The following is a 13109-nucleotide window of genomic DNA, read 5'->3' as shown; positions in this document are numbered from 1 at the left end:
CATGCAACCGGCTTATGCGACCTGCCCATGCAACGGGCCGTGCAACGGGCGCGTGCGACCGGCGTCTGCAACGGCCCATGCGACGATCGCAGGCAACGGCGGCGGGCCACGGTCCGCGGACATAACCCGCTATTGTATCTTGCGCGGCCGGCGTCCCATGCGGCCAACATCCGGGCCGCCGCGCGCCACCGCGAACGAGTCGGATGCGCGCAGTTTTTGTATGCTTTCGGCTTCGACGGCAGTGAAGCAACCAACGGGTGGGGCATGGCACAAGGGCAAGGCAGGCAGGCGCGCAACGGAAGCCAGGGCGGCCCGCGGGCGGCGGGATGGTTGCGGCGCTGGAGCGCGGTGGCGCTGATGGGGCTGGCCGGCACGGCGCTGGCGCAGCCCACGCCGCAGGCCGGCATGCCGGCCAAGCTGGCGGCCGCCTGGCGCGACGCCAAGCTGCCCGACGACGCGCTGTCGGTGGTGGTGCAGGAGATCAACGGGCCGCGCCTGCTCTCGCTCAACGCCAAGACGCCGCGCAACCCCGCCTCGGTGATGAAGCTGGTCACGACCTGGGCCGCGCTGTCCGAGCTGGGGCCCAACTATGTATGGCGCACCGAATTCCTGACCGACCCGGGCAACCGGCCCGACGCCCACGGCGCGCTGGCCGGCCCGCTCTACCTGCGCGCCAGCGGCGACCCGCAGTTCCTGCTGCAGGACATGTGGACGCTGCTGCGCGAGCTGCGCCTGCGCGGCGTCAAGCAGATCAACGACCTGGTGATCGACCGCAGCATCTTCGGCCAGGTGGCCACCGATCCGGGCGCCTTCGACGGCGCCCCCGACCGGGCCTACAACGCCAGCCCCGACGCGCTGATGGTGGGCTTCGGCGCGGTGCGCCTGCTGTTCACGCCGGACCCGGTGGCGCACAAATGGGTCGGCGTGGTCGATCCGCCGCTGCCGGGCCTGCGCCTGGAGGGCGCGGTGGAATGGAGCGACGTGCGCTGCCCCGGCCCGCCGGTGGTGAGCACCGACCCGGTCGTCACGCAGCAGGGCATGAGCCTGCGCCTGAAGGGCAAGGTCGCCGGCTCGTGCGGCGAATTCAGCCTGTATCGCCTGGCGCTGTCGCAACAGGACTACGCCGACGCGGTGCTGCGCATGCTGTGGCGCGAGCTCGGCGGCACCTTCAAGGGCAAGGTCCGCACCGGCATGGTCCCGACCGACGCCGTGCCGCTGGCCAGCCACGAGTCGCCCACGCTGGGCGAGGCGATCCGCGTGATCAACAAGCGCAGCAACAACGTGATGGCGCGCACCGTGCTGCTCACGCTCGGCGCCGAGCGCGGCCGCCGGCCCGCCACCGTGGCGACCAGCGAGGCGGTGGCCAAGCAGATCCTCAACGAACAGGGCCTGTCGATGCCCGAGCTGGTGATCGACAACGGCGCGGGGCTGTCGCGCGAGGCGCGGGTGTCGGCCGAGAGCCTGGCCTCGCTGCTCACCGTGGCCTGGCAGTCGCCCGTGATGCCGGAATTCATCGCGTCCATGGCGATCGCCGGGGTCGACGGCACCGTGCGGCGCCGCCTCAAGGGCAACGGCGCGGCCGGAATGGCGCACCTGAAGACCGGCTCGCTGCGCGATGTGCGCGCGATCGCGGGCTATGTGCTGGGCGCCAGCGGCAAACGCTTCGTGGTGGTCAGCATCGTCAATCACGACAACGCGGCGGCGGTGCGGGCCTTCGACGACGCGCTGGTGGCCTGGCTCGCGGAGCAGTGAAAAAACCGGCTGCGCCGGGGCGCGCCGGGGCGCGCCGGGGCGCGCCGGGCGCAATCGGATTACGATATCGCCCAGGCGCGGCATTGGCCGCGCAAGAATTGCTCAGTCTATTTACTGGAGATAACGGACATGCCCGTGCATGAAATCCGCCATCCGCTGATCCGCCACAAGCTCGGCATCATGCGTCGTGCCGACCTCAGCACCAAGAGCTTCCGCGAGCTGTCGCAGGAAGTCGCCGCGCTGCTCACCTACGAAGCCTCGAAAGACCTGCCGCTCGCGCCGGCCCAGGTCGAGGGCTGGTGCGGCACCGTCGAGGTCGAGAAGATCGCCGGCAAGAAGGTCACCGTGGTGCCCATCCTGCGCGCCGGCATCGGCATGCTCGACGGCGTGCTGAGCCTGATCCCGGGCGCCAAGGTCAGCGTCGTGGGCCTGGCCCGCAACGAAGAAACCCTCGAAGCGCAGACCTATCTCGAACGCCTGGTCGGCGAGCTCGACCAGCGCCTGGCGCTGATCGTCGACCCGATGCTGGCCACCGGCGGTTCGCTGGTCGCCACGATCGACATGCTCAAGCGCGCCGGCGCGCGCGAGATCCGTGCGCTCACGCTGGTGGCCGCCCCCGAGGGCATCAAGGCCGTGCTCGATCGCCACCCCGACGTGCACATCTACACCGCCTCGATCGACCGCGAGCTCAACGAGCACGGCTACATCATGCCGGGCCTGGGCGACGCGGGCGACCGCATCTTCGGCACCAAGCAGAAGGTCGAGTAAGGGCGCAAGCCTGCCCGCGCGATCTGGCGGATCGTTGCAACAGACCCGGCGCATGCGCCGGGTTTTTTGTTGGGCCGCGCCGGCAGGCGCGGGCGGATCGGCCGGGCCGTTCAGGCGGCCGCGGGGGCGGGCAGGCCCTCGGCGTACTGGCCGAACCAGCGCAGCTTGCCGGCCAGGCCCGCCACCTCGCCCACCACCAGCAGGGCGGGGGAGTGCACGGCATGGGCGCGCGCCAGCTCGGCGAGCTGGTCGAGGCGGCCCGCCACCACGCGCTGTTCGGGCCGGCTGCCGTTCTCGATCAGCGCGAAGGGCGTGTCGGGCTGGCGGCCGTGCGCGATCAGGCGCGCCGACAGCGTATCGAGCTGGCCCACGCCCATGTAGAAGGCCAGGGTCTGGGCCGGGCGGGCGAGGCCGTCCCAGTCCAGCGTGTCTTCGTCGGCGCGGCAGTGCGCCGTGACCAGGCGCACCGACTGCGCATGCTCGCGGTGCGTGAGCGGGATGCCGGCGTAGGCGGCACAGGCGAGCGCCGCGGTGATGCCGGGCACCACCTCGAACGGCACGGCGTGTTCGCGCAGGTATTCGAGCTCTTCGCCGCCCCGGCCGAAGATGAAGGCGTCGCCGCCCTTGAGCCGCACCACGCGGCGGCCGGCACGGGCGTGTTCCACCATCAGGCGATGGATGCGCGCCTGGGTGGCCTGGTGGTCTTCGCCGAGCAGCTTGCCCACCGTGATGCGCTCAGCATCGCGGCGCGACAGCGCCAACACCGCATCGCTCACCAGCCGGTCGTGCAGGATCACGTCAGCCTCGTTGAGCGCGCGCAGCGCCTTGAGCGTGAGCAGGCCGGGGTCGCCGGGGCCGGCGCCCACCAGCACCACGCTGCCCTGGCGCGCCTCCTGCGGCTGGTCCAGGGCCGCGCCGAGCAGGCGTTCGGCCTCGTCGGGCTGCTGCTGGCGCAGGGCCTGGGCCACCGGGCCGTCGAGCAGCCAGTCGTAGAAGCGGCGGCGCTGGCCGAGGTCGGGGCGCTGGCTGCGGATGCGGGCGCGGAAGCGTTCGGCCAGCGCGGCCAGCGGGCCCAGCGTGTGGTCGAACAGGGATTCGAGGCGCTCGCGCAGGCGGCGTGCCAGCACCGGCGCCACGCCGGAAGACGAAATGGCGACGATGAGCGGCGAGCGGTCGACGATGGACGGCACCTGGAAGGTGGACAGCGCGGCGTCGTCGACCACGTTACAGAACAACCGGCGCGCCACGGCGTCGTCGTGCACGGCCTGGTTGACGGCGCGGTCGTCGGTGGCCGCGACCACCAGCCAGGCCTCGTCGAGCCAGGCCGGCTGGTAGGCGCCGGCCAGGTGCGTGATGCGGCCGGCCGCGGCCAGGCGGGCCAGCTCGGGATGGAGTTCGGGGGCGCCCACCACCACGTCGGCCTGGGCTTCGAGCAGGGCGGCCGCCTTGCGGGCGGCCACTTCGCCGCCCCCCACCACCAGCACACGGCGTTGGGCGAGGTCGGTGAAAATCGGAAAGAGCTTCATTGAATCGTCGGTGCGCCACGCGGGCGCAGGCCCGCAACATGTGCCCCGATCATAGAAAGCGGGCTACATCCCTACAACTTTTGATTGCTTGGATCCATATTCCGAAAAGTTATTTGGCGGGCCGGGTTTCCTGCAATCCGAGGGATATGGGACGGGGCCGGGTCGCCGCTGCGTCTCCCGGTTGCGGACCGGCGCAGCCGGATACAAGGCCGGCGGGGGCCGCGGTGTAGTATCGGAGCATCGTCCGGCCGCGGCTGGCGTTCGTTACTGGAGTGCCCTGTGCAAGTGAGAAGTCTGATTTTTCCGATGGCCGCCCTGGCCCTGGCGGGCGGTCTCGCCGCCGCCCCGGCCCAGGCCGCGGGCGTGTGCGACGCCAAGTTCATGCACGACGGCGGGCAGGTCGTGCTCACCGGGTCGGGCAACATCAACATGGGCGCCGACCTCAACTTCGCCGAAGTGAGCAAGAGCGGCGCGGAGTGCCGCGCGCGCGTGCGCGGCACCGCCACGTTTGCCTACGCCGGCCTGCCGCCGGGCAAGTCGCGGCTCGACTACCTCATGACCGTGAAGAACGGCCAGGCCACGTTCGTGCGCTACGACCAGGCCGGCGAGGCGCCGCGCAACGACGGCCAGTTCGACCTGCGCATGCTGGGCCTGTTCGCCTACGAGACCGTCAAGGAAGGCCAGCGCCTGCCGGGCGCCGCCTATCGCCTGAACATCGGCAAGGAAGCGCCGGTGGGCGGGCAGCCCAGCACCACCGTGCGCATCGGCGAGAAGACCGTCGGCGCGCGCCGCGAGATCGACACGCCGCTGGGCAAGTACGCCTGCCTGCCCATCACCTACACGCGCAACAGCGATCCCACGATGGCCACCTTCAAGGGCATCACGCTGCCGATCCCCGGGCTGAACACCACGGTCACCGACTGGTATTGCCCGTCGATGAACCTGGTCATGCGCCAGGATATCGACCAGGGCGGGATCAAGTCGGCCGTCGAGATCACGCAGCTCAAGTAAGCCTTGGGCGCACGCCGTAAGCCGGCGTAGCAACCGGTAGCATCGATGCCTTGCCGGCGCCGATGCGGCTGGTATTATCGTTGTGTCACCGTCACATCCAGAAGGGAGCGCCAATGAACGCAAAACGATCCGAAGACGTCGCCAAGGACAAACTCATCGACAGCGTCAAGAACAGCCTGAGCGATGCCGAGTCGCTGCTGCGTGAAGCCGCTGCGAGCTCCGGCGAAAAGGCCTCCGAGCTGCGCGAGCGCGCCCAGGCCTCGCTCAAGCGCACCCGCGAAGCGCTCTACGACGCGCAAGACGCGATGCTGGAGCGCGGCCGCCGCGCCGCCCGTGCCACCGACGACTACGTGCACGACAATCCCTGGCAGGCCATCAGCATTGCAGGCGTGACCGGCCTGCTGCTCGGCCTGCTGATCAGCCGACGCTAAGGCCATGTGCAGACGGCCGCGGGGGTAAACCACGCGGCCGTTTGCATTTGATCGCCTATGAGTCTGCGCAGATCGGTTTTCGGCGTTGCCGCCAGCCTGGTCGGGCTGTTGCGCACGCGCCTCGAGCTGCTGGCCCTCGAAGCCAGCGGCGAGAAGGCTCGCCTCGTGAAGGTGCTGGGCATGGCATTCGCCGCGCTCCTGTTCATCACGCTGGCGGTGCTCGTATTCACCATCACCATCGCGGTGGCGTTCTGGCCCACCGAGGATCGCTATGTCGCGCTCGGCCTGCTGGCCGGCATCTATGGCGTCATCGGCGTGGGTCTCCTGCTGCTGGTGCGTCGCACGCTGGTCGATGGCCCGGTGCCGTTCGCCGCCACGCTCGAAGAGCTGGGGCGCGATGCCGAGCTGCTCGACCGGGTGCGCGACGCCCAGGAAGAGCTGGAGGAGCGCGAAGCGCTCGCGGAACGTGAAGCAGCGGCGCGCCAGCGCGCCGGGAGGCGCTGAGATGTCGCGACATTCCGCAACCGTCGACCGCCAGGTCCGCATCGAGCTGCTGCGCGCCCGCGCGGCGATCGAGCGCGAGGCGCTGGCCCACAGCATCGCCGACGCGGGGCAGGCCCTCGAGCCCGCCACGCTGCTGCGGGGGCTGTGGCCCAAGTTCGCGCGGGGCAACACCTCGCAGCTGCTGTGGCAGGGGTTCAACCTGATGCGGCGCTATCCGATGGTGAGCTCCAGCCTGTCGGCCTTCGTCATGGGCGGGGGCAAGCGTGCCGGCCTGCTCAAGCTGGCCGGCGGCGCGCTGGCCGGCTGGCAGCTCTACAAGGCCTGGCGCAACAACCACCGCGCCGGGCGCGATCCGCGCTGAAGGGCCGGGTCCGGCAAAAGCAAAAGCGCCCCGCGGGGCGCTTTTGCTTTGCGTTGCGGCCCGCGCGATCAAAGCCCGAGCTCGCCCCACATGGCGTCGACGCGGCTTTTCACGGCCGGATCCATCTTGATCGGCGTGCCCCATTCGCGGTCGGTTTCGCCCGGCCACTTGTTGGTCGCGTCCATGCCCATCTTGCCGCCCAGGCCCGAGACGGGCGAGGCGAAATCCAGGTAGTCGATCGGCGTGCGTTCGACCAGCACCGTGTCGCGCACCGGGTCCATGCGGGTCGTCATGGCCCAGACCACCTCCTTCCAGTCGCGCGGATCGATGTCTTCGTCGACCACCACGATGAACTTGGTGTACATGAACTGGCGCAGGATGCTCCACAGGCCGAACATCACGCGCTTGGCGTGGCCGGCGTACTGCTTGCGGATCGACACCACCGCGAGGCGGTAGCTGCAGCCCTCGGGCGGCAGGTGGAAGTCCACGATCTCGGGCAGCTGGCGGCGCAGCAGCGGCACGAACACCTCGTTGAGCGCCACGCCCAGCACGGCCGGCTCATCGGGCGGCTTGCCGGTGTAGGTGGTGTGATAGATCGGGTTGCGGCGCATCGTGATGCGCTCGACGGTGAAGACCGGGAACCAGTCCTGCTCGTTGTAGTAGCCGGTGTGGTCGCCGTACGGGCCCTCGAGCGCCATCTCGTAGCCGGTGTCGGGGGCGGGCGGCGCGCCGTCGGGCGCCTGCGGCGCCAGCGCGCGCGGATCGGTGGACGGCAGCAGGTGGCCTTCGAGCACGATTTCCGCGGTGGCCGGCACCGACAGCGTGCTGCCCAGCGCCTGCGTGACCTCGGTGCGCGAGCCCCGCAGCAGGCCGGCAAACTGGTATTCGGAGAGCGTGTCGGGCACCGGCGTGACCGCGCCCAGCGTGGTGGCGGGGTCGGCGCCCAGCGCCACCGCGATCGGGAACGGCGTGCCCGGGTGCGCCAGCGCGTGGTCGCGGAAGTCGAGCGCGCCGCCGCGATGCGACAGCCAGCGCATGATGAGCTTGTTGCGGCCGATCACCTGCTGGCGGTAGATGCCGAGGTTCTGGCGCTTGGCGTTCGGGCCGCGCGTGATGACCAGGCCCCAGGTGAGGAGCGGCGCGATGTCGCCGGGCCAGCAACTCTGGATCGGCAGGCGCGCCAGGTCCACGTCGTTGCCTTCCCACACCACTTCCTGGGACGGCGCGCCGCGCACGCTCTTGGGGCTCATGTCCCAGAGCGCGGCCTTGAGCATCTTGACCTTGGCCAGCGCGTCGCTGAAGCCCTTGGGCGGCTCGGGCTCGCGCAGCGAGGCGAGCAGTTCGCCCACGTCACGCAGCGCGCCCACGTCTTCGGCCCCCATGCCCCAGGCCACGCGGCGCGGCGTGCCGAACAGATTGGCCAGCACCGGCATCTCGGCCGGCGCGCCGTTGTGCAGGGCCTTTTCGAACAGCAGGGCCGGGCCTTCGGCGCGCAGCACGCGGTCCGAAATCTCGGTCATTTCGAGTTCGGTGGACACCGGCGCGGCGATGCGCTTGAGCTCGCCCTTGCGTTCGAGCTGGGTCAGAAAATCTCGGAGGTCGCGGTACTTCACTACAGATCCCGGTGATTTGGTTACATTTGATTGATAGAACAGAGGTTAACATTGCCCGCTCTTCATTCCCCACGCAGGAGGTCTTATGCCCGATGCGTCAGTGGCCGGCGTCTTTCGTCAGCTGGCCCAAGGAGTGCACCACCATCTCGCTGAAGCACTGCGACTCTGCACGGTCTATCTGGGCATCGCGGTCATCGTCACGGTGAGCATGGGCTTCGCACTGCCCGGTCTGCGAGACCAGGCACTGCAGGTGCACAAAGCCTTGTTGACCGCTCTCGCACCCACATCCATGCAGCCCGCCCCCGACGTCGAGCTGGGGCTGGATTCCGGTACCGATAACGCTTCGGCCGTCGTCATGGCAGTACCCAATGCGCCCAGCAACGCCACCGGCCTGCTCGGTCCGTTGCGCAGCGAAAACCCGCCGCAGGGTCGCAAGACCACGGCATCCGCAGCCACCAACAATGCCCAGGTGGATGCGTTGCGCAACTATATCTCGCGCAAATACAAGGTGTCGTACGACGCCACCGGCACGCTGGTGAACGCCGTGTACAAGGTCGGCCGCGAAAAGCAGCTCGACCCCTTGCTGCTGCTCGCCGTGATCGCCATCGAATCGCGCTACAACCCGTTCGCCGAAAGCCCGGTGGGCGCGCAGGGCCTGATGCAGGTGATGACCCGCGTGCACCAGGACAAGTTCGACGCCTATGTGTCGGCCGGCAAGGGCAAGGGCAACCCGCTCGATCCGCTCGCCAACATCCACGTCGGCGCCACGATCCTGAAGGATTGCGTCGACCGCCGCGGTTCGGTCAACGGCGGCCTGGCCTGCTACGTCGGCGCCACCGGCCCCGACGACGGCGGCTACGGCGCCAAGGTGCAGGCCGAACGGCGCCGCCTGGCGCTGGCCTCCGGCATCGCCCTGGCACGCGACTGACCCGCCGCGCACAGGCACGGGGCCACCCTGGCGGGTGGCCCTTTTGTTTGGGGCGCCTCCCGGCGGCGGACGCCGGATCATGCGTCCCGGTATAGTGATGGCACCATGATTCCTGTCGCCTTTCCGAGCGGGTACTTCTATCTCACCGTGCTGGTGTCGTTTCTCGCGGGCGTCGCGCTCGTGGGATGGCTGGCCGTGCTGGCTTTCAGCGGCGGGGCCCGCGCCGCCTTCGGCCGGCGCCGCGTCCTGTGCGGGCTGCTGATGCTGGCGCTGGGCGTGGCGGCCGCGTTCGACGTGTGGCTCTATGTCGGCGTCAAGCAGATCGAGCGCAAGTACGCGGCGCAGGAGGCTGCGCTGCAGCTCACGCTCGATGCGCCGCGCACGCTCGGCGGCATCGCCATGCCGGCCGGCACGCGGCTGCGGCTCGAGCGCGCCGGGCACCCGGAGTCGTATGTGACGGCGGCGTTTCCCGCGCCGGTCGGCGTGCGCGGCGTGCCGGCGGCCTCGCTGTCGCGCAACGTGCAGGTGCAGCGCAACGACGCGTACGCCGTCACCGGCACCCACGCCGAGGAGGTGGTGCTGCGCGGCGCCGGCACCCACGAGATCGACGGCTGGCGCTGCGACCTCGCCGAGGGCATCACGCTGGAGACCGATGCCGACGAGGCCCCGGCCGGCCTGCGGCGGTGCAAGCTGGGGCCGGGCAACGACGCGATCGCCGGGCTGCCGGCCGGCGCCGCCCTGATCGCTACCCACGGCACGCTGTACGGCGATGGCTTTCGCGCCGACGACGTGTGGCGCATCGACGTGGACACGGGCCATGTCCTGACGCTGCGCGGCCTGGCGCTCGACGGCCTCTCGATCTACCTGGATGCTGCGCGCCGGCTGGTGCGCATCGATGACGGCGCGCTGGTCTGCCCGCTCGCGCTGGGCGAGATGCGCTACCCGGCGGGCACCCGCGTGCGCACGGCCGGCCGGGTCGGCGACGACCCCGCGGCCTGGCTCTTCAGCCCCTGGGACGAGGCGGGCGCCGAACGCGCCGGCCACGACACCGTGCCCGAAGGCATGTCGGTGCTGCAGGGCGCCGACGGCGCCGTGCGCGGCCTGTACCGCAATGAAGAGGTGGGGGTGGTGCGCTTCATGACGCTGATCGTCGATGGCGCGGCCCCGGCGCCCACGCGCGCGCCGTGCCCGGCCGGGGCGGCGGCGCGCTGAGCCTGCGTCAGAGCAGCTTTTCGATGCGGGCCACGGCTTCCTGGAGGCGGTCCAGGCCGGTGGCGTAGGAGAAGCGCATCATGTGGTGGCCGTGGGCCGGGCCGAAGTCCAGGCCGGGCACGGCGGCCACGCCGCCCTCGTGCAGCAGGCGGTGCGAGAAGGTCGCGCTGTCCATGCCCAGGCCGGCCACGTCGGCATAGATATAGAAGGCGCCATCCGGCTTGACCGGCACGGGAATGCCCAGGCGCTCGAACTCGGGCAGCAGGTAGTCGCGGCGCTGGCGGAAGGCATCGCGGCGGTGCGCGAAGATCTTCATCGCGTCGGGCTGGAAGCAGGCCAGCGCGGCGTGCTGGGCCAGCGTCGGCGCGCAGATCGCCAGGCTCGCGGCCATCTTCTCGATCGGGCCCACCATCGATTCCGGCACGATCATCCAGCCCAGGCGCCAGCCCGTCATGTGGAAGTACTTCGAGAAGCTGTTGATGACGATGATGTCGTCGTCCAGCGTCAGGGCCGAGCGCGGCTGGCCGTCGTACGACAGGCCCAGGTAGATCTCGTCCATGATGGTGAAACCCTTGCGCTCGCGCACCGCGGCCAGCAGGTCGATCAGCTCGTCGTGGGCGATCGAGGTGCCGGTGGGATTGCTCGGCGAGGCCACCAGCACGCCCTGCGTGGCCGGGCCCCAGTGTTCGCGCACGTCGGCGGCCGAGAGCTGGAAGCGCTTGGCGGCGGTGCTGGGGATGAGGCGCGGACGGCCGCCCGAGGCCAGCACGAAGTTGCTGTTGGCCGGATAGGACGGGTCGGGCATCAGCACCTCGCCACCCTGGTTCACCAGCGCGGCGCAGGCCAGCCACAGGGCGCCCGAGGCGCCGGCGGTCACGATCACGCGCGCCGGATCGATGCGGGCGCCGAACTCGGTTTCATAGAATTGGGCGATGGCGCAGCGCAGCGGCGCCAGGCCCCCGGGGGCGCTGTAGCCGCTCAGGCCGGCACGGCCGGCGCGCTCGAGCGCCTCGATCACCTGGGGCGGCGCGGTAAAGTCGGGTTCTCCGATACCGAGGCTGATAATGTCGCGTCCCGTGGCGGCAAGCGCCTGGGCTTCTTTGAAGAGTTCGACGACCTGGAATGTCAAAAAATCATTGGTACGTGATGCGAGGGCAGGCATGGTGAATCTCACAGCGAAAGAGGGATTGTAGTCATGCAGCCTTCCCGTCGCGCTTTTCTGCTGGGAAAGCGGCCGCCGCGCTCGGTCTGGCTCACGTTCTGCGAGCGGCTCGAGGCCGTGGCCACCGGCCCGCTCGAAATCCTGGGCGAGCAACGCGCCCGCCTGCTCGCCGCCGACGCCATGGACGCGCGCATCGCGCGCCGCCTCTGTGCCGAATACGGCGTCACGCTGGCGCTGGCCGGCACCGCCGCCGCGCGCCCGGCCGCGGCCGCCGGCCCCTGCCTGGTGGTCGACCCCGGGCGGCTGACGAGCGTGCGCCAGGCCGACGGCCGCTGGCACGTGGCGCCGGGCGCGCGCGTGGGCGGGCTGCTGGCCGCGGGGCTCACCCAGTTCGAAAGCGAGATCCCGTCCACCCCGGTGGGGCTGTGGCTGGCGCAGGCCGGTGGCTGGCCCACCTCGGGCACGGCCGCCAGCGGCCTGGTCGGCGTGAAGGCGGTGCTGGCCGACGGCACGGTCGAGACCTTCGGCGCGTTCGGCGCGGCGGCCACGCAGCCGCTGCAATCGGTCACGGTGCAGCGCCTGGTGCCGGCGCTGTTCGAGCTGCTGCGCGGGGAGGCCGGCCGCGCCTGCCTCGCCGCGCCGGCATGGGCGCCGCGCCATCGGCTGGATGCGCTCGACGGCGCGGCGGTCAACCTGGCGCAGGTGTTCCTGGGCCACGGCGGCGCGCTGGCCTGGATCGAGGAGCTGGTGTTCGAGCCGGGCGGCGCGGCGCCGGCACTTCCCCCTGCGCCCGATCCCGCATTGGCCGGCCTGGCGCGCCAGCTCGACGCCCGCGTGCGCGCGCTGTTCGATCCCGCGGGCTGCTACGCCGAGGCCGGACCGCATTGAGTGTGGCGGGCGAGAAAGGAGGGTTATTCAGCTTTGTGTAAGATACGAGCCATCGGCCCCCCGCCGATCCCTGCGCCGGCGCCGGCGCGCGCCCTGCGGCCGTCCGCCTGTCCGGGCTGATGCGTGTACCGCGCAAGCCCGCCCGGCGCTAGAATTCACCCCCCATTTGTCCGTCTCTCACGAGCCCATTCCCATGGATGCCAATCTCCGCAAAGCCGCGCTTGAATATCACGAGCACGGTCGCCCCGGCAAAATCTCGGTCACGCCGACCAAGCAACTGACCAACCAGCGCGATCTGGCCCTGGCGTACTCGCCCGGCGTGGCGGCGGCCTGTGAGGAGATCGTCGACGATCCGGCCAACGCGTTCCGCTACACCGCGCGCGGCAACCTGGTGGGCGTGATCTCCAACGGCACCGCGGTGCTGGGCCTGGGCAACATCGGCGCGCTGGCCTCCAAGCCGGTGATGGAAGGCAAGGCGGTGCTGTTCAAGAAGTTCGCCGGCCTGGACGTGTTCGACATCGAGATCAACGAGACCGACCCCGACAAGCTGGTCGAGATCATCGCCGGCCTGGAGCCCACCTTCGGCGGCATCAACCTCGAAGACATCAAGGCACCGGAGTGCTTCACCGTCGAGCGCAAGCTGCGCGAGCGCATGAAAATCCCCGTGTTCCACGACGACCAGCACGGCACCGCCATCACGGTCTGCGCCGCCTTCATCAACGGCCTGAAGGTCGTGGGCAAGGACATCAAGCAGGTCAAGGTCGTGACCTCGGGCGCCGGCGCGGCCGCGCTGGCGTGCTTGAACCTGATGGTGGACCTGGGCCTGCCGCTCGAGAACGTCTGGGTCACCGACATCGAGGGCGTGGTCTACGAAGGCCGCACCACGCTGATGGATCCGGACAAGGCGCGCTACGCGCAGAAGACCGAGGCGCGCAAGCTGGCCGACGTGATCG

13 protein-coding genes are annotated in these 13109 nt (G+C 70.3%); 10 read left to right on the top strand and 3 right to left on the bottom strand.

Annotation, left to right across the window (positions count from 1 at the left end; all coding sequences use genetic code 11):
* Window positions 1–357: 357 nt before the first annotated feature.
* On the top strand, window positions 358–1752 hold the full coding sequence (gene dacB, locus CEG14_RS20775) for a D-alanyl-D-alanine carboxypeptidase/D-alanyl-D-alanine endopeptidase (protein WP_255032170.1): 1395 nt from the start codon (window positions 358–360) through the stop codon (window positions 1750–1752).
* A 129-nt stretch (window positions 1753–1881) separates the two neighbouring features.
* Complete coding sequence (gene upp / locus CEG14_RS20770; protein ID WP_094828320.1) at window positions 1882–2520, top strand: uracil phosphoribosyltransferase; 639 nt, start codon at window positions 1882–1884, stop codon at window positions 2518–2520.
* Window positions 2521–2630: 110 nt separating this feature from the next.
* Here the strand turns inward: upp and cysG are convergent, their stop codons facing one another.
* Window positions 2631–4046, bottom strand: a complete 1416-nt coding sequence (gene cysG, locus CEG14_RS20765) for a siroheme synthase CysG (RefSeq protein WP_094828319.1) — start codon at window positions 4044–4046, stop codon at window positions 2631–2633.
* A gap of 306 nt (window positions 4047–4352) precedes the next feature.
* Between cysG and CEG14_RS20760 the strand changes: the two genes are divergently transcribed.
* The 4 genes from CEG14_RS20760 (at window position 4353) to CEG14_RS20745 (ending at window position 6353) form a co-directional block, all read left to right on the top strand.
* A complete protein-coding gene (locus CEG14_RS20760) occupies window positions 4353–5057 on the top strand; it encodes a hypothetical protein (RefSeq protein WP_094828318.1) in 705 nt (234 codons plus the stop codon).
* A gap of 113 nt (window positions 5058–5170) precedes the next feature.
* Window positions 5171–5488, top strand: a complete 318-nt coding sequence (locus tag CEG14_RS20755) for a DUF883 family protein (RefSeq protein WP_094828317.1) — start codon at window positions 5171–5173, stop codon at window positions 5486–5488.
* 57 nt (window positions 5489–5545) lie between these two features.
* On the top strand, window positions 5546–5992 hold the full coding sequence (locus CEG14_RS20750) for a phage holin family protein (protein WP_094828316.1): 447 nt from the start codon (window positions 5546–5548) through the stop codon (window positions 5990–5992).
* A 1-nt stretch (window position 5993) separates the two neighbouring features.
* Window positions 5994–6353: a hypothetical protein gene (locus CEG14_RS20745; RefSeq protein WP_094828315.1), complete on the top strand. Its 360-nt coding sequence runs from the start codon at window positions 5994–5996 to the stop codon at window positions 6351–6353.
* Window positions 6354–6421: 68 nt separating this feature from the next.
* Here the strand turns inward: CEG14_RS20745 and CEG14_RS20740 are convergent, their stop codons facing one another.
* On the bottom strand, window positions 6422–7966 hold the full coding sequence (locus CEG14_RS20740) for a UbiD family decarboxylase (protein ID WP_094828314.1): 1545 nt from the start codon (window positions 7964–7966) through the stop codon (window positions 6422–6424).
* A gap of 85 nt (window positions 7967–8051) precedes the next feature.
* Between CEG14_RS20740 and CEG14_RS20735 the strand changes: the two genes are divergently transcribed.
* Together CEG14_RS20735 and CEG14_RS20730 are read left to right on the top strand one after the other, a co-directional pair.
* The gene (locus tag CEG14_RS20735) at window positions 8052–8894 is read left to right on the top strand and encodes a lytic transglycosylase domain-containing protein (RefSeq protein WP_094828313.1); all 843 of its coding nucleotides are present in this window, start codon (window positions 8052–8054) and stop codon (window positions 8892–8894) included.
* A 105-nt stretch (window positions 8895–8999) separates the two neighbouring features.
* Window positions 9000–10106: a hypothetical protein gene (locus CEG14_RS20730; protein WP_094828312.1), complete on the top strand. Its 1107-nt coding sequence runs from the start codon at window positions 9000–9002 to the stop codon at window positions 10104–10106.
* Between the two features lie 7 nt (window positions 10107–10113).
* On the opposite strand, the gene CEG14_RS20725 is transcribed toward CEG14_RS20730, so the two are convergent.
* The gene (locus CEG14_RS20725; RefSeq protein ID WP_094828311.1) at window positions 10114–11268 is read right to left on the bottom strand and encodes a pyridoxal phosphate-dependent aminotransferase; all 1155 of its coding nucleotides are present in this window, start codon (window positions 11266–11268) and stop codon (window positions 10114–10116) included.
* Between the two features lie 33 nt (window positions 11269–11301).
* Between CEG14_RS20725 and CEG14_RS20720 the strand changes: the two genes are divergently transcribed.
* Both CEG14_RS20720 and CEG14_RS20715 read left to right on the top strand, forming a co-directional pair.
* Complete coding sequence (locus CEG14_RS20720) at window positions 11302–12156, top strand: hypothetical protein (RefSeq protein ID WP_094828310.1); 855 nt, start codon at window positions 11302–11304, stop codon at window positions 12154–12156.
* Window positions 12157–12349: 193 nt separating this feature from the next.
* On the top strand, window positions 12350–13109 hold a 760-nt coding region (locus CEG14_RS20715), incomplete at its 3' end, for a malic enzyme-like NAD(P)-binding protein (RefSeq protein WP_306437045.1).

Origin of the sequence: Bordetella genomosp. 1 (assembly GCF_002261335.1) — a bacterium.
Classification (GTDB): Bacteria; Pseudomonadota; Gammaproteobacteria; order Burkholderiales; family Burkholderiaceae_B; genus Bordetella.
Note: the sequence above shows the minus strand (reverse complement) of the source record. Positions and strands in the feature narration are given on the sequence as shown.

Bases quoted from the DNA above. Each gene is read 5' to 3' on its own strand.
- CEG14_RS20745 (WP_094828315.1), top strand. From the start codon at position 5,994: ATGTCGCGACATTCCGCAACCGTCGACCGCCAGGTCCGCATCGAGCTG.
- CEG14_RS20755 (WP_094828317.1), top strand. From the start codon at position 5,171: ATGAACGCAAAACGATCCGAAGACGTCGCCAAGGACAAACTCATCGAC.
- CEG14_RS20760 (WP_094828318.1), top strand. From the start codon at position 4,353: ATGGCCGCCCTGGCCCTGGCGGGCGGTCTCGCCGCCGCCCCGGCCCAG.
- CEG14_RS20735 (WP_094828313.1), top strand. From the start codon at position 8,052: ATGCCCGATGCGTCAGTGGCCGGCGTCTTTCGTCAGCTGGCCCAAGGA.
- CEG14_RS20730 (WP_094828312.1), top strand. From the start codon at position 9,000: ATGATTCCTGTCGCCTTTCCGAGCGGGTACTTCTATCTCACCGTGCTG.
- upp (WP_094828320.1), top strand. From the start codon at position 1,882: ATGCCCGTGCATGAAATCCGCCATCCGCTGATCCGCCACAAGCTCGGC.
- dacB (WP_255032170.1), top strand. From the start codon at position 358: ATGGGGCTGGCCGGCACGGCGCTGGCGCAGCCCACGCCGCAGGCCGGC.
- cysG (WP_094828319.1), bottom strand. From the start codon at position 4,046: ATGAAGCTCTTTCCGATTTTCACCGACCTCGCCCAACGCCGTGTGCTG.
- CEG14_RS20720 (WP_094828310.1), top strand. From the start codon at position 11,302: ATGCAGCCTTCCCGTCGCGCTTTTCTGCTGGGAAAGCGGCCGCCGCGC.
- CEG14_RS20750 (WP_094828316.1), top strand. From the start codon at position 5,546: ATGAGTCTGCGCAGATCGGTTTTCGGCGTTGCCGCCAGCCTGGTCGGG.
- CEG14_RS20725 (WP_094828311.1), bottom strand. From the start codon at position 11,268: ATGCCTGCCCTCGCATCACGTACCAATGATTTTTTGACATTCCAGGTC.